The sequence below is a fragment of the Bacillus sp. FJAT-29937 genome (assembly GCF_001509555.1).
Taxonomy (GTDB): domain Bacteria; phylum Bacillota; class Bacilli; order Bacillales; family Cytobacillaceae; genus Cytobacillus.
Genome location: NZ_LMAS01000001.1, coordinates 292,377 through 318,027, shown reverse-complemented (window position 1 = coordinate 318,027; position 25,651 = coordinate 292,377). Strand labels below are relative to the sequence as shown.

Sequence of the window (25,651 nt, the reverse complement as noted above, 5' to 3'; positions counted from 1 at the left end):
CCTCCTTCTTTTCTTTATTATATCGGCGTTATATGATTATAGAAATTAAATATTTTATATTGAAACGATTAATTTTTTTAATTACGCAAGGAGGAGTTTTGTGGAACTTCAGTGGTTGAAAACATTTATTGTTGCAGCTGAAACGGCTAATTTTCGTCAAGCATCGGAAAAACTAATCATCTCTCAACCAAGTGTGACCGTTCATATCCGGTTATTAGAAGAATATCTTGGGGCAAAGCTTTTTGAGCGGGTGAAGAACCGCGTCGCATTGACCGATGTAGGAAAACTATTTTATAAAGAAGCAAAGCAACTTGTTGAAGGGATGGAACAGAGTGTCAATCGAATTCATACATATGCACAAGGATTTCGTAAAATCTGGACTATAGCTATTTCACCACTTATGGCCGAAACGATATTGCCATATATATTGCGGACGTTTATGGAGAGTCATCCTGACGTTGAAATCAGCATCCGAGTAGAAGAATCAGTGAATATTGAACAACTTGTCGAAAACGGGGACGTGCATTTGGGTATTTCAGCATTAGATGCTAAATTTAAGAATATCGAGTCGATACGAATTTATAATGACCCCATACTATTCGTCATTTCACCTGATACATATGATGATGAAAGTGGACCGCCGATTGACACATTGGAGATATTACAGGAAGACTATCTATTCACCCACCATCATCCCGAATATTGGGATAGCTTGCTTAATCAGCTGAACAAACATGTAAAGCGTATTCGAACGATGAAAGTGACACAAGCCCATATTGTGAAACGATTTATTCAGGAAGGCCTCGGCATCTCTTTTTTGCCGCATTCAATTATAAGGCGTGAGTTAATAGAAGGAAAACTAATGCAACCACATTTCGATCTGTTTACACTTCCTACTGTTTCCACTTTTGTTATTGTAAAAAGGAAAGGGGAACTTGAGCAAGAGTTCATTCATTTGATTTCCAAATATTATTTTGGATAATAAAGGATTTACATTTAGTTGTCGGAAAATGGAAGGGAAAAAGCTGAATAAAATTATTGCTGTAAATTTTTTCTTTTTATGTAATAATTAATTGGTAGAAGTATAAATTTTCATACATAGTGGAAGTGGGGATCATCATGGCAACAGGAACACATACAGTAGAAATTCCAGTAGATGTACAAGCAGTTTGGGATTATGTCAGTGATCTTGAAAAATGGGCAACAACTGTCCCAGCTTATAAAGAGCATGAAATCATAAATGACAATCAATCTATTTGGACATTTGAAGGCAGTGTGAAAGGTATTAAAAAAACAATACGAGCGCAGGTAGATATTACCGAGTGGAATGAACCATCAAATATTAAGTTTGAACTAAAAGGTCTATCAGATAATTTTACTGGAAGTGGTCATTTTACCGCAGAAGATCTGAATGGTAAGACAATCATGACTTGTACCGTGGAAGTCCATGCGGGCGGATTATCAGGTGCGGTGTTAACACCAATTATTAAATGGGCTGTTCCAAAAGTAGCATCTCGTTTAACAGAATCGATCGCACGTAAAATTGCCGTGTTCGCATAATTTTCTCTGATTGAACAAAAGAAGATAAATATATTTATAACCCCGTCCTAAATTTAGAACGGGGTTATATTCAGCTATCGGGGCAGGATAGTTGAATGGAGACATACAAAGTGAATTGTGTGGAGGGGATTATTTTGACAGCAGAAAAAACTTTAAGGGTTTGTGAAAAGGGACATAAGTATTACAAAAGTAGTGAGTGTACGAGTTGTCCAACTTGTGATAATGAGAATAAGCCTAAAAGTGGCTTCCTTTCGAAACTCAGTTCACCAGCAAGAAATGCATTGGTTCATGCAAGGATTGAGACTTTGAAGGAACTATCTAAATATACAGAAAAAGAAATTTTAAAAATTCATGGTATTGGGCCAGCTTCATTACCTATTTTGAAATCTTCATTAGAAGAAGAAGGTTTAGCATTTAAAGAATAAATAAACTACGATATGTGATGTATTACTCGAGCGGGCATAAAAAAGCCTAACGGAAAAGACACGTTATTCCGTTAGGTTTTGATATTTAATATTAATCTACAAAATGAACGAACTCGCCAACAGGTTTTCTATACCCTCTTGGTCTAATTTTATCTGTTACAGATTTGCCTAAAGTAATCATTAATACAGGCTGGTGATTGTCTGGAATATTGTAAATTTCTTTAATGATGTGTTCATTTTTCACATGCATTGGGCAAGTATCCCATCCTTTATCTTTGGCAGCTAACATAAATAGCATGGCAGAAAGACAAGCATTTCGTATATTATCTTCTTCAGTTAATTTAGGGTTATTACTATACAATTTATTAATTGTCTCAATTGTATCATTGAATTCTAACTCGTCTATTATTCCAAGCATTTTCATACCTTCATATAATCGAGGAGCTTCCTTGTATCCATCCTTATCTCCACATACAATGATCGTTGCAGAAGCACTTAGGGTTTTATGCTGTTCATATGAGGCTTTCTTGACAAGTGCCTTCTTTTCCTCTGATGTGACAACATAATAATGTGTAGTTTGAATGTTATATGATGAGGGATGGGTTTTAACGATTTCAAATATTTCTTGTAATTCTGAAGCAGAGATTTTCACGTCCGATTGAAAATTGATAGCTGAACGTCTGCTTTTTGCTAATTCTACAAATTCCATATATGTATTCTCCTCTTTATGGTCGTTCTATGATAGATTTATATCTTCATTATACAAAATAGACTATAGCCTTAATTTAATGAAAAGTACAATAATGTGAACTTTAAAGGTGACTTTAAGTGGATCAATTTTCACAAGCAAATAATTTTATTGGCAGCTTATATCACTAAAACATTGCTCTATTTTATGTGAAATGTTGAAATCCGTTGTTCTAATTCACTTGGGGGGATAGTATGATTCAAGGTTCTTGGAGAGCATTGATATGGATTGGATTATCAGAATTATGTGCTTTGAGCTTATGGTATAGTGCATCAGTAATTGCGCCCGAACTCATCAAAGTTTGGAATTTTAGCCCAAATTCGGAAGCTTGGCTTTCTGCTTCTGTTCCTATTGGATTTGTGTTTGGTGCATTATTTAGTTCATATATAGGGGTTGCTGACCGTTTTAACGCTCGAAAGGTTTTGGCAGTATCAGCATTACAAGGTGCAATATTAAATGCTTTGCTTATTGTGATAGATTCAAGTTTTTTTGGAATTTTACTAAGAATATTAACTGGAGTAACCCTCGCTGGTGTCTACCCAATCGCTGTAAAGATTTTATCTGAATGGTTTCCTAAAAAGCGTGGGTTGGCGATTGGAATCTTAATTGCATCACTAACATTAGGATCATCATTGCCGCATTTTGTTGTTGTATTCTTTTCTTCATTAAGCTGGAAATTTGTAATCATTTGTACATCAGTATTGGCTTTAATATCAGCTTTTATTGTTTATTTTATTTTGGAAGATGCCCCAGTAAAATCGAAAAAAGTGCCATTCTCGTTAAATTTAATAAAAAAAGTAGTGATGAATAAACAAGTCATGTTTGCGAACTACGGTTACTTCGGCCATATGTGGGAATTATATGCAATGTGGACGTGGCTTCCCGCATTTTTGACCAGTAGTTTTTTAATCTATTCACCAGAAATTCCTCATTGGTTTATTCCATTATCCTCGTTTACATCAATTGGAATTGCAGGAGGGATTGGTTGTGTTGTCGGCGGACTAATCTCAGATAAGATCGGAAGGGCTAATTTAACGATTATTTCGATGATAATCAGTGCTCTCTGTTCGATAATAATAGGTTTTACATACGGGCAATTTATTTGGTTAACTCTAATTGTCTCCATAATTTGGGGGATGTCTGTCATATCTGATTCTGCCCAATTTTCTGCAGCAGTTTTAGAAAAAGCCGAAGACGAGTATGTTGGTACAGCCCTTACTTTTCAGATGTGTATTGGTTTCCTATTTACTATTTTTTCTATCAATCTAATTCCTATTATTCAGAGAATCGTTGGTTGGGAGTGGGTCTTTGCAATATTAGCGATTGGACCTATTGTTGGAATTATAACTATGGTCAAATATAGACGCTGCGAATTCAATAACGAGAGTAACTTTTAAAAAATCAAACAATTGTCGAAGACGGTATCGTTTGAATACTTAAAATAAAAGGATTCGAGTATTATTAAAGGTCAAATTGGGGTTTCCCTTTAAAAAAAAGGAGGAAATTTTCATGCTGTTTATGTTAATTGTTAAAGCCTCGAAGAATTCGGAAGCCGGAAATCTCCCGAGCTCTGCGCTCATGGAAGCCATGACGAAGTACAATGAGGATTTAGTTAAGGCAGGCGTGCGAGTAATGGCTAAAGGACTTCATCCAAGTTCAAATGGAATTCGCATTTCGTATTCGAAACCAGGGGAAGAGCCGGTGGTAACGGAGGGCCCATTTACGGAAACGAAAGAATTGATTGCCGGGTTCATTCTAATTGATGTGAAATCAAGGGAGGAAGCCATCGAATGGGCCATGCGGATGCCGGACCCGCAAGGACATGGAGAAGGTCAGATTGAATTGCGTCAAGTATTTTAGGCCAGGAGCTAACCGAGGGTCCGGAAAGGTTGGCCAAGTGCGAACAGGGCAGTTCTAATTGTGCATATGGGCAGATTAAAGGAAGAAGAAACTGCCTATTTTGGTTTAATAAATATTTTCCCATTATTTAACTCACACCAATCTAATTCGTCAAAGGTTTCCTCATCACCGTATTTTTCCAAAAAGGTTTCTTTATCTTCAAATACTTCCATTAAACCTTTTTCTATTAATGTGATCATTTGAAAAGTATTCAATTGGAAAACCTTTGAAACAGCTATCAATTCACCTATATGGATAATGTCAGAAACATTTTTCATTATGCCCTCTCCTTGTGCCGACAAAGGTTTTTTTATAAAAAGAGTAGTTATGTTTATAGATACTATTTATTTTTCTAATTTTTTATAAAATCATACACTAAGCAAATTTCCTTTAAACGGTAACATTTTGGAAAATTAAAAGGACATTGAATCCGTTATATTGAATAAATGAGCCAATTTAAGGGTTAAGCGGACACTAGGTACTCTATTTACGAAAAAATCAAGAAAATCACTGGTATTTTTCGAAATAGCGAGTCGTCTGTCCGCAAACCATAAGGAATTAGCCCATTTTGTCACAAATAAAGGAACCGATATCCACGCAGTTCAGAACGTTATATCAAAAGTCAATGGTTATGCGATATTCCTGTGGTTCCGCCATTTTACATGCTAAAAAAAGACCAATCCTATATGCGAATGGTCTTCTAATGTGTACGTTATTTTCAAGGCTTCTCCACAAAACTAAGAAAATCCCTTTTATTCATTATGCCAAATGGTTGCAAGTGTTCCTTCACCGGCATGAGCAGCGATCGTGGAGCTTATTTCTCCAACAAAAATATCGAGAGCAGGGAAGAGGGCTTTTATTTCTGAAGCGAGATCATTTGCTTTATCTAATACATTCCCGTGCAGAATTTGCACTTGGAGTATAGTATGCTTCTTATATGAATCTCCAAGCAGCTCAAGCATTCGTTTCACGGCCTTTTTTTCAGAGCGAACCTTGTCAAAAAGCTCAAATTCACCATTTGTGTTTATTCGAATGATCGGTTTAATTTTAAGTAGGCTGCCGAGTAAATAGGCTGTGCCTGACATTCTTCCGCCTTTATAAAATTGGTCAAGACTGCCTAGCAAAATATAATTTTCTGATTTGGTTGCTTCTTTCTGAAGAATGGCTGCAATGTTTTTAGCAGGCATGCCGTTATTTACAAGATTCATACCTTTATATATTAAAGTTGTAATCGCATAGGACATCGATTTAGAATCGACTGTATCAATGGGAAATCCGGCAAGCGCGGCTCCTGAAAGACAGCTATTAAGGGTGCCGCTTAATTTTCCCGAAATATGAACAGCAATCGCTGAGTCGTATTTTTCTTTTAAATTTTCAAAAAGCTCAGCGAATCTTCCTGCTGAGGGCTGTGAGGTTTTTGGTATTTCCTTTGATGAGCGGATACGGGAATATAATTGGCTTGTATTTAAATCAATCCCATCCTCAAATGTTTCGTTGCCGAATGTGATGGAGAGAGGGATAACATATACATCAGGATGATTCCGCAGCTCCTCAGTAATAAATGCCGTGCTGTCAGTAATCCAGGCAATCTTGTTGGTTGTCATAAATTTATTTGTCCTTTATCAAAAAATTTACCGGCTAAAAAGGGTATGCCAATATATTGGAACACATCGGTTCCTTATAGAGAAATTGATTGTAAAATATATTACATTCAAAACCACTTTTCATATATGCCGGGCCTGTTTCATTATACACTAAATGTAAGCGTATAAAAGACTATCAGAAAAAATTCATTTATTGCTCACAAATAAGAAAAAACCCCTGAAAAATCAGGGGTTAAAAATGAATTTATTATGATTGGATCTGTTGGGACCATTCCTCTACATCCCAAACCTTCGTTACCCAGTCTTCATAGAAATCAGGTTCGTGGCAAACTAGCACGATTGTCCCTTTGTATTCTTTTAATGCTCGTTTTAATTCTTCCTTTGCAACCACATCAAGGTGGTTTGTAGGCTCATCGAATAGAAGCCAGTTGCTTTCATTCATAAGGAGTTTGCATAAGCGAACTTTTGCTTGCTCGCCGCCGCTTAATTGATTTAAAGGACGAGAAATATGCTCATTCTTCAAGCCGCATCGAGCGAGAGCAGCACGCACTTGATGTTGATCCATGGATGGAAACTCACTCCAAACATCATCGATCGGAGTGATGTTGCCAGCTTTTACTTCCTGTTCAAAGTAAGAAGGGTAGAGGAAGTCTCCGCGCTCCACTTTACCGCTAATCGGCTTAATCTTTCCAAGCATGGTTTTCAAGAGTGTAGATTTACCGACGCCATTACAGCCAACAATCGCGATCTTTTCACCGCGTTCAATCGTGATTGACATTTTTGGCAATAAAGCTTGTGTATAACCAATTTCAAAATCCTGCCCGTCAAAAACATAACGGCTGCTTCCTCGGGATTCTTTAAATTCAAATGTTGGTTTCATGGCTGTTTCAGGGCGATCAATTCTTTCCATGCGATCCAGCTGCTTTTGGCGGCTCTTTGCTCTGCCTGTCGTTGAATATCTCGCTTTATTTTTCGCAATGAAATCCTCTTGTTTCTTTATGAATTCCTTCTGTTTCTCATATGCATTAATATGCTGGTTTTTATTAATTTCTGCTAATTCAAGGAATTTTTCATAGCTGGCAGTATAGCGGGTCAGCTTTGAAAATTCCAGATGGAAAATGGTGTTTGATACTTGGTTCATGAATTCCGTATCATGGGAAATAAGCATAAAAGCATACGGATAATCTTTCAAATAATTCGTCAGCCAGCGAATGTGCTCAACGTCCAAATAGTTGGTCGGCTCGTCAAGCAAAAGTACTTGTGGCTGTTCTAAAAGGAGCTTAGCCAATAACACTTTTGTACGCTGCCCGCCACTAAGTGCGGAAACATCCCGATCAAGTCCGATGGCATCTAACCCAAGACCGCGTGCTGCTTCTTCAATTTTAATATCTAGGGAATAAAATCCGCCTGCATCAAGACGGTCCTGGATTTCTCCCATTTCTTCTAATAATACTTCCAGTTCTTCAGGTGTCGCTTCCGCCATTTTTGCTGTCACTTCATTAAGAGCCTTTTCCTGTTCAAAAAGCGGAAGAAAAGCATCCTTTAAGACATCCCGCATTGTTTTTCCAGGTGTCAAAACGGTATGCTGATCAAGGTAACCATAATGAACATTTGGTGTCCATTCTACACGACCTGAATCATGAATCAATTGCTTCGTAATAATATTCATCAAGGTCGATTTCCCAACCCCATTTGCACCAACTAATCCTACATGATCCTCTGCAAGTAATCGAAAGGAGACATCTTTAAATAATGTTCGGTCACCGAAAGTATGACTTAATTTTTCAACATTTAATAAACTCATTATTCATCACCACTTCATCGAAAGTAATCCATTTTTACATAATACAAGATTTTTTATTATAAAACTAGCATTTTTGCTGCTAGGAGGGTGGAAAATGATTGGATATTAAGGAAAAAGACGCTTGTTAAGAATAATCCCGATTTAGAAAGAAGGAGGGAATATTTTCAAAAGAAAAAACCACATTATAAGTATATAAACGAAAGGGGATGAATGATCATCAAAAAGGAGAATCATAAACCAGTTCCTAATGTTTCAGGAAGTTTTCAGATTGTAAGTGAAGAACAGAAGAATTCTTTGGAAGAGGCAATGGAAAATGGGGAACTAGACGAAGAAAGTTTGTATTATGCAAGAGTTTTTATGGAGGAGTAAAGAAAACAGGCATGCGAAAGCACACCAGATTAAGTAACCGGTGTGCTTTTGAACATTATTTACAATTATCTTTCTTCCCTTAATTCCACTTCGATTTCACTCATTGGAATGCCAATCGCATTTGCGACACCTTCACCGTAAGCAGGATCCGCTAGATAGCAATGCTTGATGTGGCGAATCTGAATATGTTTTTCAACACCATTCATATTACGAGCCGTATTTTCAAACAATACTTGCTGTTGTTCTTTGTTCATTAAGTTGAAAAGGCGGCCAGGCTGTTCAAAGTAGTTGTCATCATCTTCTCTAAAGTCCCAATTGCCCGCATCTCCTTGAAGAGCTAAATACGGTTCTTTATACTTAGGCTGTTCTTTCCATTCGCCATAACTGTTTGGTTCATAATGAATAGTGCTTCCTTTGTTGCCGTCCACTCTCATTGCTCCATCACGATGATAGCTGTGGAAAGGGCACTTAGGCTGGTTAACCGGTATTTGATGGTGGTTAACACCTAAACGATAGCGCTGAGCATCTCCGTAAGAGAATAATCTGCCTTGCAGCATTTTATCAGGGGAGAAGCTTATACCTGGAACGACATTAGCTGGTGTAAACGCAGCTTGTTCTACTTCAGCGAAATAGTTTTCTGGATTGCGATTGAGCACCCATTCTCCAACTTCGATGAGAGGATAGTCCTTCTTATACCATACTTTCGTTAAGTCAAATGGGTTATCAGGATGATTCTTTGCTTGTTCCTCTGTCATCACCTGGATATACATTTTCCATTTCGGGAAGTTGCCATTTTCGATATTTTCATAAAGATCTCTTTGATGGCTTTCACGATCTTTTCCGACAAGTACTTCTGACTCTTCATCAGTGATGTTTTCAATGCCTTGTTGTGAACGCATGTGGAATTTCACCCATACTCGTTCATTTTGTTCATTGATCATACTGAATGTATGGCTTCCGAATCCATGCATCGTCCGGTATGACTTCGGAATTCCTCGGTCACTCATGACAATGGTCACTTGATGCAAAGCTTCAGGAAGGGAAGTCCAGAAATCCCAGTTGTTGTTTGCGCTTCGCATATTCGTGCGTGGGTCACGCTTAACAGCATGATTCAAATCAGGGAATTGCATTGGGTCTCTGAAGAAGAACACAGGTGTATTATTTCCAACGAGATCCCAATTTCCTTCCTCTGTATAAAATCTCATGGCGAATCCGCGAATATCGCGCTCTGCATCTGCGGCACCGCGCTCACCAGCAACAGTTGAGAAACGAACAAACATTTCTGTTTGTTTACCAATCTCTGAAAATATTTTCGCCTTTGTATACTTTGTTATGTCATGAGTGACGGTAAAAGTTCCGTATGCACCTGATCCTTTTGCATGCATTCGTCTCTCAGGAATGACTTCTCTGTCAAAATGAGCTAGTTTCTCAATTAGCCAAATATCCTGTAGAAGGATCGGGCCTCTTGGACCTGCTGTCATCGAGTTCTGATTATCAGCAACAGGGGCGCCTGCTGCAGTCGTCAATTTCTTTTGATTATCATTGTTATTCACGAAAAATGACCTCCTAGCATTTTTATATAATTAATAGATTGCTTAATCCAATGATAACATTTCTCAAGGGAAAATCAATATTAAATTATAATTAATTTAAATTGATAAATGTTATAAAGGTAATTAACGTAAATACAGTGAATAGTAGGTATAAAGGCAGTGTTAAAATAAAGTGGCAAGTATTAAAAGAAACAGGCACTTAATAGTAATAGCAACATTAATATATCTATATTTATAAACTTGGACAAAAGAACTTCTTTTTTAAAACGAGAGACAAAAACAATATTGTATTTTCAAAATCGAAGTTGTCTCGAATTGTATCGTTGTAAAAGATCAGCAGTAGATACATCTTGCGTATGTAGGAACACTTTTAGAAAATTGGACAAACTATTTTATATAGGGGTTGAACTAAAATAAAATTCAGATGCAAAACTGTCCGTTAGATATGTACAAATAAATAAATTGTGATAAAGTAGTAGTTAATATTCCTTTATATATCTAGCTTTTCGGTAAAAACCACTGTCTTTTTAGGGTGGACATCTGTTTTTAGGAAAGCGACAAATTGAATTGAATATGTTGAGGGGGCTTTAATTATGTCAAGTAAAACATTAGATGCATTTTTGAAAGAAAATTTAGAGGATTTAAAAGGGAAGGGTTTATATAATGTCATTGACCCGTTAGAAAGCGCAAATGGTCCGATGATCAAAATTAACGGCAGAGAGCTTATTAATTTATCTTCTAATAACTATTTAGGACTGGCTACCGATTCTAAATTAAAGGAAGCCGCAACTGAAGCAATTAATAAATTCGGGGTTGGAGCGGGGGCCGTTCGGACAATTAACGGAACATTAGAACTGCATGTAAAGCTTGAGGAAAAACTCGCTGAATTTAAACATACTGAGGCAGCTATTGCCTATCAATCTGGCTTCAATTGTAATATGGCTGCCATTTCAGCTGTTATGGACAAAAATGACGCGATTCTTTCCGATGAATTGAATCATGCTTCTATCATTGATGGCTGCCGTTTATCGAGAGCCAAGATTATCCGTTTTAACCATTCAGACATGGAAGATTTAAGAGCAAAAGCAAAAGAGGCGAAGGAATCAGGATTATACAATAAAATCATGGTCATTACAGATGGGGTTTTCTCAATGGATGGAGATATTGCGAAGCTTCCGGAAATTGTGAAAATCGCGGAAGAATTTGACCTGATTACTTATGTGGATGATGCTCATGGATCAGGCGTTTTAGGTGAAGGGGCAGGTACAGTAAAGCATTTCGGTCTTTCAGATAAAGTTGATTTCCAAATTGGCACTCTTTCAAAAGCAATTGGAGTTGTTGGCGGATATGTTGCCGGAAAACAAGAGTTAATCGATTGGTTAAAGGTAAGAAGCAGACCGTTCTTGTTTTCTACATCCTTAACTCCTGCAGATGTAGCCGCAAGTATTAAAGCGATTGAAATATTAATGGATAGCACGGAATTGAATGAGAAGCTTTGGGAGAATGCCAATTATTTAAAAGCAGGTTTAAAGAATTTAGGCTTTAATATTGGTGAAAGTGAAACACCAATCACTCCTTGTATTATTGGTGATGAAGTGAAGACACAGGAGTTCAGTAAGAAACTGAACGAGGCGGGCGTATATGCGAAGTCAATTGTGTTCCCAACTGTTCCGCAGGGCACTGGAAGGGTTAGAAATATGCCAACAGCTGCACATACGAAAGACATGCTTGATCAAGCGATTGCTATTTATGAAAAAGTAGGGAAAGAGATGGGTGTCATTCAATAAATTCGCGCTATACAATCCAAAAGTATAGAGACAAACAAGAATTTTTCAGAGGGAAGGTTTGGAGATCATATGAAAAAGGTTTTTATTACAGGGGCATTAGGTCAAATTGGCTCAGAGCTAACATTGAAACTTAGAGATATTTATGGGACTGACAATGTAATTGCGACAGATATTAGAAAAAATGATTCAGACGCTGCTCTATCTGGTCCTTTTGAAGTGGTAGATGTAACAGATACGAAAACGATGATTGAAATGGCTAAGAAGTATCAAGTGGATACGATTATTCATATGGCTGCTTTACTTTCCGCAACTGCTGAAAAAAATCCGGTATTTGCTTGGAATTTAAATATGGGCGGACTTGTAAATGCACTTGAAGCCGCCCGTGAATTAAATTGCAAGTTTTTCACCCCAAGCTCGATTGGTGCCTTTGGTCCATCCACACCAAAGGATCATACTCCACAAGACACGATTCAGCGCCCTACTACTATGTATGGGGTTAATAAAGTGGCAGGGGAATTACTTGCTGATTATTACTATTATAAATTTGGTGTGGATACGAGAGGCTTGAGATTTCCAGGATTAATCTCGCATGTGACTCCTCCTGGAGGCGGTACAACCGACTATGCTGTAGAAATTTACTATGAAGCAATCCAAAAGAAACACTATACATCTTATATTGCCGAAGGAACTTATATGGATATGATGTATATGCCTGATGCTTTAAATGCAATTGTAGACTTGATGGAAGCAGACGCTTCAAAATTAAAGCATCGAAATTCATTTAATGTGACAGCGATGAGCTTCGAACCGGAACAAATCGCAGCAGAAATTCGTAAGTCTATTCCAGAATTTACGATGGATTATCAGGTGGATCCTGTTCGTCAAACAATTGCTGACAGCTGGCCAAATTCACTTGATGCCACAGCTGCAAGAGAAGAGTGGGGCTTTAAGGCAGAATATGATTTAGCTAAAATGACGAAGGATATGTTAGAAAAGCTTCGTAAATAAGATGAAATGCAAACCAAAAGGCAGCAAAATAAAGCTGCCTTTTGGTTTTTTAAATAGAACGTTAATTAGAATACTATTTTTAAATTCAGAATACTTTTTCATTATAATGATTCATTAGTCTCAATAGATGGGTGAAGTTAACGATTCTCTTAATTATTAATGGTTAATTTGTTCGAATAGCTTAAAAAATAAAATATATTGAGAAAATTCAATTGACATTATTATTCTATAAATTTATATTTTTATTATAGAGAAATAGGGAAGTTCCTGTTTTTTCTTGTTTTTATTGTTATAGAAAAATATCTAATTATGTTTAGGAAACACTCGGATCTACCCTTGAAAAAAGGAGTGAGAAAACTATGCAGGAACAACAATTGGAAAGAGGCCTAAAGAACAGGCATGTCCAGCTAATCGCCATTGGCGGAGCGATCGGAACTGGATTATTTCTTGGGGCAGGAAAATCTATTCATTTAACAGGACCATCGATTTTATTTGCTTACATGATTACAGGCTTAATTTGCTTTTTAATCATGCGCGCACTTGGAGAGCTGCTCTTAAGCAATCTGAAATATCATTCCTTTGTAGACTTTGTACAAGATTATTTAGGGAATATGGCAGCATTTATTACTGGCTGGACCTACTGGTTTTGCTGGATTTCCATCGCAATGGCTGACTTAACAGCAGTTGGTCTTTACTTTCAGTATTGGTTCCCTAGTGTACCACAGTGGATGCCAGCTTTAATTGCGCTAGTCGTGTTGCTCGTTATGAACCTGGCAACTGTCAAACTTTTTGGCGAATTAGAATTTTGGTTCGCATTAATTAAAATTATCGCGATTCTAGCACTAATTGCAGTTGGAGCCTTTATGATTATTACTGGCTTTACCTCAAATGCAGGCACAGCTAGTCTCACGAATTTATGGAGTCACGGCGGAATGTTTCCGAATGGCATAAATGGATTTATTCTCTCATTCCAGATGGTCGTGTTTGCTTTTGTCGGTATAGAGCTTGTGGGATTGACAGCAGGTGAGACGAAAGATCCAGAAAAAGTAATCCCAAAAGCAATTAATAGTATTCCTATTCGGATTATTATTTTCTACATTGGTGCACTGATTGTTATTATGAGTGTATATCCGTGGAACTCAATCAACCCAATGGAAAGTCCGTTCGTTCAAGTTTTCGTAGGGCTAGGTATTGCTGCAGCTGCAGGTATTGTCAATTTTGTCGTCCTTACATCCGCAGCTTCTGCAGGCAATAGCGCCATTTTCAGTACAAGCAGGATGTTATACTCACTTGGAAAAGATAATCATGCGCCTGTTCCATTTACAAAACTTGATTCCCGTAAAGTACCTTCCAATGCATTGCTCTTTTCAACGGGCGTCATTCTCCTTTCCGTTGTTTTGAACTATGTAATGCCAAAAGGAGTATTTACACTGATTACAAGTGTATCTACCGTATGTTTCATCTTTATTTGGGGAATTACGGTTATCAGCCATTTGAAATACCGTAAAACAAGACCTGATTTAGCGAAAGTGAATAAATTTAAGTTACCGCTTTATCCATTTTCTAATTATTTGATTCTTGCTTTCTTAGCCTTCGTTCTTGTCGTGCTAGCACTAGCGGAAGATACTCGTGTTGCCTTGTTCGTAACTCCTGTTTGGTTTATTATGCTGATAGCGATTTATATGTTTAGGCAATTAAAGGTAAATCATTCGAATAAAGGTAATGCAGCGTAAAAATTTAGATGAGTTGGAAACCTGTCGAATAAATGGTGATCAACTTACTTACTCAAACAAATGAAATTTTTCCAAAAGAATATTGACATATTATAATAAACCTTTTATTCTTATAATTACGAAAATTAAATAAAGTACGGATGATAGTTGTAGGAGAGTGTAGTCGTCAATGCCACCGAAGGAGCAAGTTCCAAAAATACCCTTGGAACTAATCTCTCAGGTAGAAGAACTACAACTGGACGTTACTCTGGAGAGCGCGTTTATTAAACGCCACCAAAGGGGAAGACTCTTATATAGAGTTAAACTTTCAGGTAAAAGGACAGAGAAGGGGGAGAGAGCGCATCAATACCCTTTTCTGTCCTTTTTTGTGTTCAAAAAATGACAGCAAAGCGTATTGTTTACCTGCAAAAGTCTTGTTAAAGAATGAATGTAGCAGAACAGACGATTTGGAATTCGCAATATTGCAAATTCAAAAAAGTGATTTTAAAACAGATAGGGAAAGTTTGATTTGAAAATGAAGGAGGAATAAATATGAGTTTACGAGAAAATGATTTAACTATTTTTGAAGCGATTGAGAAGGAAAGTCACCGCCAGCACCATGCGTTAGAGCTAATCGCATCAGAAAACTTTGTAAGTGATGATGTATTAGAAGCTATGGGGAGCGTATTGACGAATAAATATGCAGAAGGGTATCCTGGTAAGCGTTATTACGGTGGATGCGAAAATGTAGATGTTGTTGAAAATGTTGCTATTGAACGTTTAACTAAATTATTTGGCGCTAAATTTGCAAACGTCCAAGCTCACTCAGGTGCGCAAGCGAATACAGCTGTATTTTTTGCATTGCTTCAGCCAGGCGATAAAATTATGGGAATGAACTTATCACACGGTGGGCATCTAACCCATGGAAGTCCGGTAAACATGTCAGGAAAATGGTTTGAGGTTGTGTCATATGGTGTAAGAGAAGATAATCATCTGATTGATTATGATGAACTTGAAGCAATTGCTGAAAAAGAACAGCCAAAATTAATTATTGCAGGCGGAAGCGCATATACAAGAACAATTGATTTTGCTAGATTTAGAGAAATTGCCGATAAAGTTAGCGCAAAATTAATGGTTGATATGGCGCATATTGCAGGACTTGTTGCTGCAGGTCTACATCCATCACCAATTCCATATGCAGATATCGTGACCAGTACAACGCATAAAACATTAAGAGGTCCACGTGGCGGTATTATTTTGACGAATGATGAAGAAATTATCAAAGCTATTAATAAAGCGGTGTTCCCTGGCATTCAAGGCGGCCCACAAATGCATATTATTGCGGCGAAGGCGGTTGCTTTTAACGAAGCATTGCAGCCAAGTTTTAAAGAATATGCTAAACAAGTCATCGAAAATGCAGAAACACTTGGTCAAGAGTTAGTGAAAGAAGGCGCAGCCCTCGTCTCCGGAGGAACTGATAATCATATTGTATTACTAGATGTTCGCCCGTGGGATTTAACAGGCAAAGAGGCGGAAAAGCTGCTTGAAGATGCGGGCATCACCGTCAACAAAAACACAATCCCATATGATCCGCAAAGTCCGTTTGTTACAAGCGGAATCCGCATGGGTACGCCTGCTTTGACGACACGTGGAATGAAAAAAGAAGAGATGGTGGAAATTGCGAAAATTATTGCATCTGTCTTAAAGAGTAAAGGGGACCCAGCAGTTTTAGAAAAAGCGAAGGAACAAACTAAATCTATTTGTAGCAGGTATCCGCTTTTTCAACAATCAGTACTTGTTTAAGTTGTAAAGGGCTAAGCCACTAAAAATCACAATGTAAAAAAGACTATCAATTAACATATATTTGATAGTCTTTTTTGGTTTATAACGATCTCTATGTTATCTTAAGTTATTACTATACGTATACTAAAGTGTAATTTGAAATACTTCTTTTAAAAACTGATTTTTATCTTCTTCAGTTAAATCCCACTTACTTTTCTGCCCGTTATTGGTTTCAGTAACTGATAACCCATTTAATGTTATTCTGCCTGTCTTTGTTGCGATAGTAACGATATCTCCATGTGTAAATGATGAATCAGGAGATATTTGATTGTAAATGCAGCCTTCTTTGAATTCACCGATCTGTTTCGATAACTCAGAAAAGCGATATAATATTTTCCACTCCTGCTCTTCATATCTTTGGAGATCATATAATCCTTCAGCTGTTTGATTGACCCGATATGTCCCACTCACATCGCTACGTTCTTCACCCGTTAAAGGTACAGGCTGCCTGACAGAGTCACCAAATCCAACATCAACTAGATAGGGCTGATCGAGTTGAACAATGATGGCGGCATGGGTATCTGGTTTTGCCCATCCTGTTGGCTTATTGACCGTGCAAGCAATTAAATGAGAATTAAAGCCGAGCTCGGTTAATAACTGCTGGAAAAGACCATTCAGCTCATAACAATAACCGCCGCGATGCCGGCCAATTACTTTATTGTAAATGCGTCCAAGGTCCAGTTCAATACTAACCTTTCTAGTCACATCGAGATTTTCAAAAGGGATCTTTTCCATGTGATTCAATTGCAAAAATGAAAGGTAGTCGAGAGTTGGTGAACTTTTCTCCATTGCCAATCTCTTTAAATATTTTTGAACTTCCATGAAAACCATCCTCACAAATGATTTTTAGAATAAAAGGGAAGCGCTATTATTTCACGTAAATCAATTTATCCTTTTTTGAATGTACTTTGCCAATAATAGAGGCAAAGGGCATTCCTGCTTCATGTAATTTTGTTACATAGGCTGCTGCTTGATTTTCCGGCATCGAAACAAGCAACCCTCCAGAAGTTATCGCGTCACATAATATTAGTTGGCTTTCTATGGGGATATTTTCATATTCCACATCCTCAATTAGCCATTTATGGTTCGCCTTCGATCCCCCTGGGATGATTCCTTGTTCGGCAAGCTTGTATGTACCGTCTAAGAGCGGAACTTTATCGTAATCGATCTCGATGGTTACATCACTTCCACGGGCAATTTCACTCCCATGTCCAAGTAATCCGAATCCGGTTACATCTGTGACAGCATGTGGCTCAAAAGCCGTCAGAATTTCCGCGGCTGTTTTATTTAGCATCGCCATTGTATCGGTAACCGTTCGTTCCTGTTCCTCGGTAACAGCACCTCTTTTGATCCCAGTTGTCAAAATTCCAACGCCAATAGGTTTTGTTAAAACAAGGGAATCTCCTGGCATCGCACCGACATTTCTCCAGAAACGTTCTGGATGAACAATGCCAGTGACAGACAAACCAAATTTAGGTTCCTGGTCATCAACCGAATGTCCGCCAACCGTTACGGCACCAGCCTCGCTCACTTTATCGGCTGCCCCTCTTAAAATTTCAGCTAGCATGTCTGGACCTAGTTTTTTCACTGGGTAGCCAACGATATTAAGCACCGTTTTTGGCTGACCACCCATCGCATATACATCACTTAATGCATTTGCAGCGGCAATTTGACCAAACATATATGGATCATCAACAATTGGAGTGAAATAATCAACTGTTTGAATTAATGCAATTGAATCGGTTAATTTATATACACCAGCATCATCTGATGTTTCATGGCCGACAAGCAGCTCAGGTACTCGTTCTTGCTGTGGTAATAGACGCAAAACTTGCGTCAAGTCCTCTGGACCAATTTTGCAGCCTCAGCCGGCTTTTGTTGACAAGGAAGTCAACCGAATTTTTTCATGCTCGCTCATTTTGCCACCTCCACACTCAGTATACCTTTATTTAACAATATAATCACAAAATTAATACTGATTGTTTGCGGGAAAAACGAGATTATAATAAAATGAGGCATATATAAATACGAAAATTTAAAAAACCTATTTTCCGAGGAGGCCGAAGTTTGAAGAAGGTAAATGTCATCATTGAATTTTGTATGATGTGAAATTATGCTCCTAAAGCTGCGCGTGCCGCAGAAGAATTACTGACACATTTCCGTCATGTTATCGAAAAAATAGAGCTCATACCTAGCAAAGGCGGAGTATTTGAAGTGGTTGTGAATGGCGAAAAGATCTACTCTAAAGATGAAATTGGATTATTTCCAAAAACAAATGAACTTATCGAAATAATACAGAGCAAATTTGTAGATTAAACCTTCTTCTGATTGAGGAAGGTTTTTTACTTTTACTTATTAAAAATAATATTATTATGTAAACTGATTCTGTTATTAATATAATAGAATGGGGAATTTTGCTAGTGAAAAATGATATAATAGTTCAATGAAGATAGGAGTGAAAACGGTGAAACACTTGCTAAGAAATATTCCCCCTGTACATGAGCTGCAAAAGGAAAAACGATTTATTCTGTTGGCAGAAACTAACGAGATTGATTATATACATATGACGAATCAGCTTAAGAATGTCCTTTCAAAGATTCGGGAAGAATTGACTCGAAATAATTGGTTCGGTGCAGTGCCTGGCAGTAGGGAATTCATCGATGAGATTTTTAATAGGCTGGAGACTGCACTGCATAAACAACTGAATTACACATTAAAACATGTGATTAATGCGACAGGGACAATCCTTCATACAAATCTTGGCAGAGCACGATTGAGTGATCACGCTGCCCAGCACATGCTTGAAATTGCTCTTCATTATTCCAATTTGGAGTATCAATTAGATGAAGGGAAGCGCGGCTCCAGGCATAGCCATGTAGAGGCATTAATAATGGAGATGACAGGTGCAGAAGCAGCGATGGTTGTAAATAATAATGCTGCTGCTGTTTATTTGATATTAAAGGCTTTAGCAAAGGATAGGGAAGTAGTCGTCTCACGCGGTCAGCTCGTTGAAATAGGCGGTTCCTTCAGAATCTCATCCATTATGGAAGAGAGCGGCGCCAAGCTGGTTGAAATTGGGACAACGAATAAAACGCATTTGGCTGACTATGAAAATGCTTTAAATGAACAAACAGCGATGATATTGAAAGTACATACTAGCAACTTCAAAGTAATCGGATTTACAAAATCGGTTGAAACAGAGGAATTAGCAGATCTTTCTAGGAAAAGAAATATCATTTTCTATGAAGATTTGGGGAGCGGGGCACTCTACGATTTTCGAAAGCATGGAATCGGTGAAGAATCTGTTGTGAAAGATGTAATCAAGCAAGGTGCAGACATTGTATCATTTAGCGGAGATAAGCTATTAGGAGGCCCGCAGGCTGGAATTATCGCCGGCAAGAAGCAGTTAATAAGTCTTCTAAAAAAACACCAGCTTTCTCGTGTTTTGAGAGTGGATAAAATGACACTTGCAGCACTTGAAGGAACATTGCTGGATTATGTTAAAGGTGATAAAGGGTTAAAGAATATCCCTGTTATAAGAGATATTTTAGTATCACGCGAGGAACTTAAGGGAAGAACAGAGGTTTTTATCAAAAAATTGCAAAGTGTTTCTGATCAGTACGACCTTTCAATTAGGGAAAGCTTTGCACAAATAGGTGGAGGGACAATGCCAGAGGTTAATCTTCCCTCTATAGTTGCGGTTATAAATCATAAAAAAAGGGAATCAGAGCAGCTTGGCAAAAAATTAAGAACAGAATTTTCTCCTTCCATTATTGTACGTATTCAGAAAGAAGAAGTATTAATAGATTTAAGAACTGTTACAGAAGAGGAAGAAGCCCATATTATAGAAGCTCTTCAAGTAATATAAGAAAAACAGCTGGCGCTATTAAGAGCGGCAGCTGTTTTTTTGATTACATATCGTGACTAGAATTATGTTTTTGTCTTGTATGATTGCGGTTTTTCACCTTTTTAGAGCCGCTTAACGGTTCAGGCTGACCTGAATTATCTCCTTTTGGTGCATTTTTGCGCATATCCTTGCCATCGTTTTTGTTCATTTAATATCCCTCCTAACAAATAGCATGGAAGGAAGCTGAAAAATTATACAGAATATTTTTTTTGATGACTGCACAATTTATATGTACATTTATATAAAGGAGTGAATCAGGAAATGCCATATAATAAGAATAAACAGCAAGCATTTCAGGCTGCACAGCAGGGAATGGAGGATGCTCAGGAGCTCTATTATGAAATTGTCAGGGATTCTGCCAATTACGGTCATCAGCTAAAGCACTTAAAACAAGAAGTGAATGAGGCCTACGAACAAATCGAAAATGCACTTGAGGTTGCATCAGAAACACAGAGAATGCAGTTAGAGAAATTCCAGCACGACTTAACCACAATCGTTAATGAAGTGAATCAATACCATTAAGATGGGATTTCATTTGAATAGATGATAAAGGAAGCGAGATGAGATTCGCTTCCTTTCGTTTATTGCCGAATAATCCAGAAAGATCCTCTAAGCTATTTATAACTTCTTTTATTGGTTTTTCTTTCGCTTTTTATTATTTTGCTTTTGCATCTCTGTTAAGGGCTCATTTGCAAATTCCTCATTATACCCTGCGCCCATTCCTTGCCCTTTTGTTGCATTCATCCCTGGAACAATATGATTAGATTTCCTTTTTGCCACTTCCATCACCTCCAACAGTTATTTTTTGCAAGTTTCTTCAAATTATGTCGGTTCTATATTCCTTTTTTATTGTTCTTTTAAGTGAAAATATTTTGGTAACATAATATACTTATTTGTACAAATGTTAATGTTAAAGAATAAATCACTTTAATATGTGTTATTTCATTGAATCAGATGAATTGTTGTTTTTGACATAAGTAAAACTTATCAAAAACAATAACTTTCTTGTTATTTACTTATGTAGCACATTGTATTAAGATTATTATTGTGAGTAATAGATGGACAAAAGTTCCATCATTTCGACAATATTCTAACTCTTTATACTTGATTAAATATGTAAAAGGGGGATTAACCCATGGTGAAAAATGATGTATTTAATGCCCGTAAGTCATTTGAATTAGACGGGAAGCGTTATAACTATTATCATTTAGGCGCTTTAGAAAAAGCTGGTGTCGGCAATGTAGCAAATCTGCCGTACTCTATTAAAGTATTATTAGAATCTGTTCTTCGTCAATATGACGGTCGTGTCATTACGCAAGAGCATGTAGAAAACTTAGCAAAATGGGGCACAGATGAGGTTAAAGAGGTTGACGTCCCTTTCAAGCCTTCACGTGTTATTCTGCAAGACTTTACCGGTGTTCCTGCCGTTGTAGATTTAGCATCTCTTCGTAAAGCGATGGCAGACATGGGTGGAGACCCTGATAAAATCAATCCGCTTAAGCCGGTTGACCTAGTTATTGACCACTCTGTTCAAGTTGACCAATTCGGTTCTCCTGAAGCTTTAGATGCTAATATGAAGCTTGAATTCGAAAGAAATGCGGAGCGTTATCAATTCCTAAGCTGGGCACAAAAAGCATTCGATAACTACCGTGCTGTACCGCCTGCAACAGGTATTGTTCACCAAGTAAACCTTGAATATCTTGCAAGTGTCGTTCATGCAATTGAAAATGAAGATGGAGAATTCGAAACATTCCCAGACACATTAGTAGGTACAGATTCCCATACAACTATGATCAACGGTATTGGTGTTCTTGGCTGGGGTGTGGGAGGAATTGAAGCGGAAGCAGGAATGCTTGGACAGCCTTCATATTTCCCTGTACCAGAGGTTGTAGGTGTGAAGCTAATTGGAGAACTTCCAGACGGTGCAACAGCTACTGACTTAGCATTAAAAGTAACACAAGTTCTTCGTTCACATGGTGTTGTCGGAAAATTTGTTGAATTCTTCGGTCCTGGGGTAACTGAACTGCCGCTTGCTGACCGCGCTACAATTGCGAACATGGCACCTGAATATGGTGCAACTTGCGGATTCTTCCCAGTTGACGAGGAATCACTTGAATATATGCGTTTAACTGGCCGTTCTGAAGAACAAATTAAATTAGTAGAAACATACTCTAAAGAAAATGGATTATTCTTCGATCCTTCATTAGAGCCAGTTTATACAAATGTTGTTGAGATCAATCTTTCTGATATCGAAGCAAACCTATCTGGTCCAAAGCGTCCACAGGACTTAATTCCACTTTCAGCGATGAAACAGGAATTTAACAAAGCATTAACTGCTCCACAAGGGAACCAAGGCTTTGGCTTAGATGGGAAGGAAATTGATAAGGAAGTAACTGTTTCATTCAATAATGGCGATACAACTGAAATGAAAACAGGTGCTGTTGCAATTGCTGCTATTACGAGCTGTACAAATACATCTAACCCATATGTATTAGTCGGCGCTGGTTTAGTTGCGAAAAAAGCTGTTGAACTTGGCATGGAAGTTCCAAAGTTTGTTAAGACTTCTTTAGCACCAGGTTCTAAAGTTGTAACTGGTTACCTTCGTGATTCAGGTCTTCAGCCTTATCTAGATCAATTAGGTTTTAACATTGTTGGTTACGGCTGTACGACTTGTATCGGTAACTCTGGACCACTTAAAGAGGAAATCGAAAAGGCGATAGCTGAAAGCGATCTTCTAGTAACATCCGTTCTTTCTGGTAACCGTAACTTTGAAGGACGTATTCATCCCTTAGTAAAAGCTAACTACCTGGCTTCACCGCCGTTAGTTGTTGCTTATGCGCTAGCTGGCACAGTGGATATTGATCTTCAGAAGGAAGCTATTGGAAAAGATAAAGATGGAAATGACGTATTCTTTAAAGATATTTGGCCAACAACTGCTGAGGTAAATGAAGTTGTTAAGCAAACAGTAACACCAGAATTATTCCGTAAAGAATATGAGAACGTATTTGGTGATAATGCTCTTTGGAATCAAATCCAAACAAGCAGTGAGCCGCTTTATACTTTCGATGAAACATCAACATACATCCAAAATCCTCCTTTCTTTGAAGGATTAAAGGCAGATCCGGATGAAGTGAAGCCGTTAAATAGTCTTCGTGTAGTTGGTAAATTTGGCGATTCTGTTACAACTGACCATATTTCTCCTGCTGGTGCAATTGGCAAAAATACACCTGCTGGTAAATATTTATTAGAAAACGGAGTAGAGGTACGCGACTTTAACTCTTACGGTTCTCGCCGTGGTAACCATGAAGTAATGATGCGCGGTACATTTGCTAATATCCGTATCCGTAACCAAATTGCTCCAGGAACAGAGGGCGGTTTCACTACTTACTGGCCTACTGGTGAAGTTATGTCCATTTACGATGCTTGCATGAAGTACAAAGAGGATGGTACAGGTCTTGTTGTACTAGCAGGTAAAGATTATGGAATGGGCTCTTCACGTGACTGGGCTGCAAAAGGTACAAACTTACTTGGAATTAAGACAGTTATTGCTGAAAGCTACGAGCGTATTCACCGTTCAAACCTAGTATTGATGGGGGTTCTTCCACTTCAATTCAAAGATGGCGATAGCGCAGAAACTCTGGGCTTAACTGGAAAAGAAACAATCGATGTTCAAATCGATGAAAATGTTAAACCACGTGATCTTGTAAAGGTAACTGCAACTGATGAAGAAGGCAACAAGAAAGAATTCGACGTTCTTGTTCGTTTCGATTCAGAAGTAGAAATCGATTACTACCGTCATGGCGGGATTTTACAAATGGTTCTACGTGATAAATTAGCTAATTAATTTTTATACAAAAAGCGCGTGCGGTTTCAGAAATTGAAACCTCATGCGCTTTTTTCGTGCAAGCACTTATTTTTACAAACATAAAGGACTCTTGTATGTTTATAGAAAGAATATATGATTGGGAGGGAAGAGATGGGTGCAATTATGTTAGGCCACTTCATGTTGAAATATGAATGGCTTATTTTTTTTCTGGCCGGTTTGACTGCTTATTTATTTATGAAATCAAAAACAAAAGAAGATCGTTCATTTCAAGAATACTTTTTAAATTCGTTTTTAAACGCTGTTCTAATTGGATTTATAGTTTATAAATTTAGTTCCGTTATATTTCAGCCAACGATCATTATAGAAGAGCCGATATCCATTCTTTATTCAACTGGCGGAACAAAGGGAAAACTGCTCGGCCTATTAATCGCAGTCATATATTTTTATACAAAATATCGAAAAGGAAAATGGCTGTTTAAGAACTGGTTTACACAAATTGTTTATGGAATTGTCACATTTTTCGTTGCCTTTTGGCTGTTCAGAACCTTATTTTTTCTGCTTGTCTAGGTTACAATACGATTAAATAGATAATAAGGTGTTGAACAGCATATGATTAAAAAGATCTTAGCAGCAAGTATTATTTTGGGCTTAATGGCAGCAGCCATTGTTCACGCGATGGATAAGGATGAACCGAAAACGGAGAACCTTCCAGGGCTGAAGGTTGGATTAAAGGCACTTGATTTTGAATTAAAAACCCTAGAAGGCGAAACAGTGAAGCTATCCAATTATAGAGGAAAAAAGGTGATCTTAAATTTTTGGGCAACATGGTGTCCACCTTGTAAAGCGGAAATGCCTGCTATGCAAAAGTTTTACGAAGAAGCCGGTGATAAAATAGTTATACTTGCTGTTAATATTGATCCCGAGTATGATGTTGCTGGGTTTGCCAAGCAGATGAACATTCATTTTCCTATTCTACTCGACGATAAAGATGAGGTTAATACTGCATATAAAATTTTAACCATTCCAACGACCTTCTTTATTAATGAAAAAGGAATCATTACGCATAAGCACTTAAGTGCAATGACCATTGACATGATGAGAGAATATACGAAATAAAAACACATCAGCTTATGCTGGTGTTTTCTTTTGTAAAATTAAATTTTCGAAAATTTGTAATAATTAAAACGGTTATTGACCATAATAAAAGATAATATAAGGATTGAAGGAAGGTGACTTAAAATGAGAAAACCACGAAAACGCTCATTCGCCGAACTTGTTTCAGAAAATAAGCGACAAATTTTAAAAGATCAGGCAGCAATGGATAAAATTGAAGAGCGATTAGAAGAAAAGCGTTTAAATAAAGCGGAATAACATTGTTTACCATTAATGAATCCCTCCTCAAGTGTACATACTCTAATTGAGGAGGGATTTTTATGAGTAATCCAAAAGGTCACCCAGGGAATTTTAACCCTAACCATGTTGGTACACAGCCACGCAGCTTTGGCGGCAATAAAGGGAAAAAAATGCAAAGCAATACTGGCGGAGTTCCCCAAGTCATACAAACAAAAGGTGAATAGCTTTCCTTTGAAACGACATACTAACTTTGA

General features: G+C 37.6%; 25 protein-coding genes, 2 pseudogenes and 2 riboswitches. Of the genes and pseudogenes, 18 read left to right on the top strand and 9 right to left on the bottom strand.

The features are described from left to right. Positions 1 to 100 precede the first annotated feature (100 nt). The 3 genes from AR328_RS01540 (at position 101) to AR328_RS01530 (ending at position 1,985) form a co-directional block, all read left to right on the top strand. Entirely contained in the window at positions 101 to 982 is an 882-nt protein-coding gene (locus tag AR328_RS01540) for a LysR family transcriptional regulator (RefSeq protein WP_066288467.1), read from the top strand. Positions 983 to 1,119: 137 nt separating this feature from the next. Beyond that, on the top strand, positions 1,120 to 1,560 hold the full coding sequence (locus AR328_RS01535) for a CoxG family protein (RefSeq protein ID WP_066288465.1): 441 nt from the start codon (positions 1,120 to 1,122) through the stop codon (positions 1,558 to 1,560). Between the two features lie 134 nt (positions 1,561 to 1,694). After that, positions 1,695 to 1,985, top strand: a complete 291-nt coding sequence (locus AR328_RS01530) for an RNA polymerase alpha subunit C-terminal domain-containing protein (RefSeq protein ID WP_066288463.1) — start codon at positions 1,695 to 1,697, stop codon at positions 1,983 to 1,985. Between the two features lie 91 nt (positions 1,986 to 2,076). Here AR328_RS01530 and AR328_RS01525 read toward each other — a convergent pair whose 3' ends face one another. Continuing rightward, positions 2,077 to 2,694 carry a nitroreductase family protein gene (locus AR328_RS01525; protein ID WP_066288461.1) on the bottom strand — a complete coding sequence of 206 codons (618 nt, stop codon included), beginning with the start codon at positions 2,692 to 2,694 and terminating at the stop codon, positions 2,077 to 2,079. A gap of 233 nt (positions 2,695 to 2,927) precedes the next feature. Between AR328_RS01525 and AR328_RS01520 the strand changes: the two genes are divergently transcribed. Together AR328_RS01520 and AR328_RS01515 are read left to right on the top strand one after the other, a co-directional pair. Continuing rightward, positions 2,928 to 4,130: an MFS transporter gene (locus AR328_RS01520; protein ID WP_066288459.1), complete on the top strand. Its 1,203-nt coding sequence runs from the start codon at positions 2,928 to 2,930 to the stop codon at positions 4,128 to 4,130. Positions 4,131 to 4,242: 112 nt separating this feature from the next. Further along, a pseudogene (locus AR328_RS01515) lies at positions 4,243 to 4,724 on the top strand (YciI family protein). On the opposite strand, the gene AR328_RS01510 reads toward AR328_RS01515, so the two are convergent. The 3 genes from AR328_RS01510 to AR328_RS01500 all read right to left on the bottom strand — a co-directional run bounded on the left by AR328_RS01510 (position 4,689) and on the right by AR328_RS01500 (position 8,040). Continuing rightward, the gene (locus AR328_RS01510) at positions 4,689 to 4,910 is read right to left on the bottom strand and encodes a hypothetical protein (protein ID WP_066288446.1); all 222 of its coding nucleotides are present in this window, start codon (positions 4,908 to 4,910) and stop codon (positions 4,689 to 4,691) included. The pseudogene AR328_RS01515 and the gene AR328_RS01510 sit on opposite strands and share 36 nt — an antisense overlap. Before the next feature lie 474 nt (positions 4,911 to 5,384). Continuing rightward, the gene (locus AR328_RS01505; RefSeq protein ID WP_066288440.1) at positions 5,385 to 6,236 is read right to left on the bottom strand and encodes a DegV family protein; all 852 of its coding nucleotides are present in this window, start codon (positions 6,234 to 6,236) and stop codon (positions 5,385 to 5,387) included. A gap of 247 nt (positions 6,237 to 6,483) precedes the next feature. Continuing rightward, entirely contained in the window at positions 6,484 to 8,040 is a 1,557-nt protein-coding gene (locus AR328_RS01500) for an ABC-F family ATP-binding cassette domain-containing protein (protein WP_066288438.1), read from the bottom strand. Positions 8,041 to 8,250: 210 nt separating this feature from the next. Between AR328_RS01500 and AR328_RS22440 the strand changes: the two genes are divergently transcribed. Then, entirely contained in the window at positions 8,251 to 8,409 is a 159-nt protein-coding gene (locus tag AR328_RS22440; RefSeq protein WP_156422629.1) for a hypothetical protein, read from the top strand. 65 nt (positions 8,410 to 8,474) lie between these two features. Here AR328_RS22440 and AR328_RS01495 read toward each other — a convergent pair whose 3' ends face one another. Then, positions 8,475 to 9,962, bottom strand: coding sequence for a catalase (locus AR328_RS01495; protein WP_066288436.1), 1,488 nt, complete (start codon positions 9,960 to 9,962; stop codon positions 8,475 to 8,477). A gap of 593 nt (positions 9,963 to 10,555) precedes the next feature. Between AR328_RS01495 and AR328_RS01490 the strand changes: the two genes are divergently transcribed. From AR328_RS01490 to glyA, 4 genes are all read left to right on the top strand, one after another. After that, positions 10,556 to 11,749 carry a glycine C-acetyltransferase gene (locus tag AR328_RS01490; RefSeq protein ID WP_066288425.1) on the top strand — a complete coding sequence of 398 codons (1,194 nt, stop codon included), beginning with the start codon at positions 10,556 to 10,558 and terminating at the stop codon, positions 11,747 to 11,749. A 69-nt stretch (positions 11,750 to 11,818) separates the two neighbouring features. After that, positions 11,819 to 12,757, top strand: coding sequence for an L-threonine 3-dehydrogenase (locus AR328_RS01485; RefSeq protein WP_066288422.1), 939 nt, complete (start codon positions 11,819 to 11,821; stop codon positions 12,755 to 12,757). A 359-nt stretch (positions 12,758 to 13,116) separates the two neighbouring features. Next, positions 13,117 to 14,490 carry an amino acid permease gene (locus AR328_RS01480; protein ID WP_066288418.1) on the top strand — a complete coding sequence of 458 codons (1,374 nt, stop codon included), beginning with the start codon at positions 13,117 to 13,119 and terminating at the stop codon, positions 14,488 to 14,490. Positions 14,491 to 14,630: 140 nt separating this feature from the next. After that, positions 14,631 to 14,732, top strand: a riboswitch (glycine riboswitch). Further along, a riboswitch (glycine riboswitch) is annotated at positions 14,733 to 14,823 on the top strand. It abuts the riboswitch before it with no gap. 198 nt (positions 14,824 to 15,021) lie between these two features. Then, positions 15,022 to 16,272 carry a serine hydroxymethyltransferase gene (glyA, locus tag AR328_RS01475; RefSeq protein ID WP_066288415.1) on the top strand — a complete coding sequence of 417 codons (1,251 nt, stop codon included), beginning with the start codon at positions 15,022 to 15,024 and terminating at the stop codon, positions 16,270 to 16,272. Positions 16,273 to 16,395: 123 nt separating this feature from the next. Here glyA and AR328_RS01470 read toward each other — a convergent pair whose 3' ends face one another. Both AR328_RS01470 and selD read right to left on the bottom strand, forming a co-directional pair. Beyond that, a complete protein-coding gene (locus tag AR328_RS01470; protein ID WP_066288410.1) occupies positions 16,396 to 17,133 on the bottom strand; it encodes an arylamine N-acetyltransferase family protein in 738 nt (245 codons plus the stop codon). 46 nt (positions 17,134 to 17,179) lie between these two features. Continuing rightward, positions 17,180 to 18,229, bottom strand: coding sequence for a selenide, water dikinase SelD (gene selD / locus AR328_RS01465; protein WP_082677097.1), 1,050 nt, complete (start codon positions 18,227 to 18,229; stop codon positions 17,180 to 17,182). A 203-nt stretch (positions 18,230 to 18,432) separates the two neighbouring features. On the opposite strand from selD, the pseudogene AR328_RS22060 reads away from it, so the two are divergent. Both AR328_RS22060 and selA read left to right on the top strand, forming a co-directional pair. Further along, positions 18,433 to 18,627, top strand: a pseudogene (locus AR328_RS22060) (Rdx family protein); the annotation flags it as partial. A 148-nt stretch (positions 18,628 to 18,775) separates the two neighbouring features. Beyond that, positions 18,776 to 20,179: an L-seryl-tRNA(Sec) selenium transferase gene (gene selA / locus AR328_RS01460; RefSeq protein ID WP_066288402.1), complete on the top strand. Its 1,404-nt coding sequence runs from the start codon at positions 18,776 to 18,778 to the stop codon at positions 20,177 to 20,179. A 43-nt stretch (positions 20,180 to 20,222) separates the two neighbouring features. Here the strand turns inward: selA and AR328_RS01455 are convergent, their stop codons facing one another. Further along, positions 20,223 to 20,366 (bottom strand): small acid-soluble spore protein P, encoded by a 144-nt coding sequence (locus tag AR328_RS01455; protein ID WP_066288398.1) that lies wholly within the window; start codon positions 20,364 to 20,366, stop codon positions 20,223 to 20,225. A gap of 113 nt (positions 20,367 to 20,479) precedes the next feature. Between AR328_RS01455 and AR328_RS01450 the strand changes: the two genes are divergently transcribed. Further along, the gene (locus tag AR328_RS01450; RefSeq protein ID WP_066288393.1) at positions 20,480 to 20,740 is read left to right on the top strand and encodes a hypothetical protein; all 261 of its coding nucleotides are present in this window, start codon (positions 20,480 to 20,482) and stop codon (positions 20,738 to 20,740) included. A 108-nt stretch (positions 20,741 to 20,848) separates the two neighbouring features. Here the strand turns inward: AR328_RS01450 and sspO are convergent, their stop codons facing one another. Beyond that, complete coding sequence (gene sspO / locus AR328_RS01445) at positions 20,849 to 20,998, bottom strand: small acid-soluble spore protein O (protein ID WP_066288387.1); 150 nt, start codon at positions 20,996 to 20,998, stop codon at positions 20,849 to 20,851. A gap of 355 nt (positions 20,999 to 21,353) precedes the next feature. Between sspO and acnA the strand changes: the two genes are divergently transcribed. The 5 genes from acnA to AR328_RS01420 all read left to right on the top strand — a co-directional run bounded on the left by acnA (position 21,354) and on the right by AR328_RS01420 (position 25,621). Beyond that, positions 21,354 to 24,062: an aconitate hydratase AcnA gene (gene acnA, locus AR328_RS01440; RefSeq protein ID WP_066288385.1), complete on the top strand. Its 2,709-nt coding sequence runs from the start codon at positions 21,354 to 21,356 to the stop codon at positions 24,060 to 24,062. A 132-nt stretch (positions 24,063 to 24,194) separates the two neighbouring features. Beyond that, positions 24,195 to 24,611: a hypothetical protein gene (locus AR328_RS01435; RefSeq protein ID WP_066288383.1), complete on the top strand. Its 417-nt coding sequence runs from the start codon at positions 24,195 to 24,197 to the stop codon at positions 24,609 to 24,611. 42 nt (positions 24,612 to 24,653) lie between these two features. Continuing rightward, positions 24,654 to 25,160, top strand: a complete 507-nt coding sequence (locus AR328_RS01430) for a peroxiredoxin family protein (protein ID WP_066288381.1) — start codon at positions 24,654 to 24,656, stop codon at positions 25,158 to 25,160. A gap of 123 nt (positions 25,161 to 25,283) precedes the next feature. Beyond that, positions 25,284 to 25,415, top strand: a complete 132-nt coding sequence (locus AR328_RS01425; RefSeq protein ID WP_066288377.1) for an FbpB family small basic protein — start codon at positions 25,284 to 25,286, stop codon at positions 25,413 to 25,415. Between the two features lie 62 nt (positions 25,416 to 25,477). Continuing rightward, positions 25,478 to 25,621: an acid-soluble spore protein N gene (locus AR328_RS01420; protein WP_066288373.1), complete on the top strand. Its 144-nt coding sequence runs from the start codon at positions 25,478 to 25,480 to the stop codon at positions 25,619 to 25,621. Positions 25,622 to 25,651 lie beyond the last annotated feature (30 nt).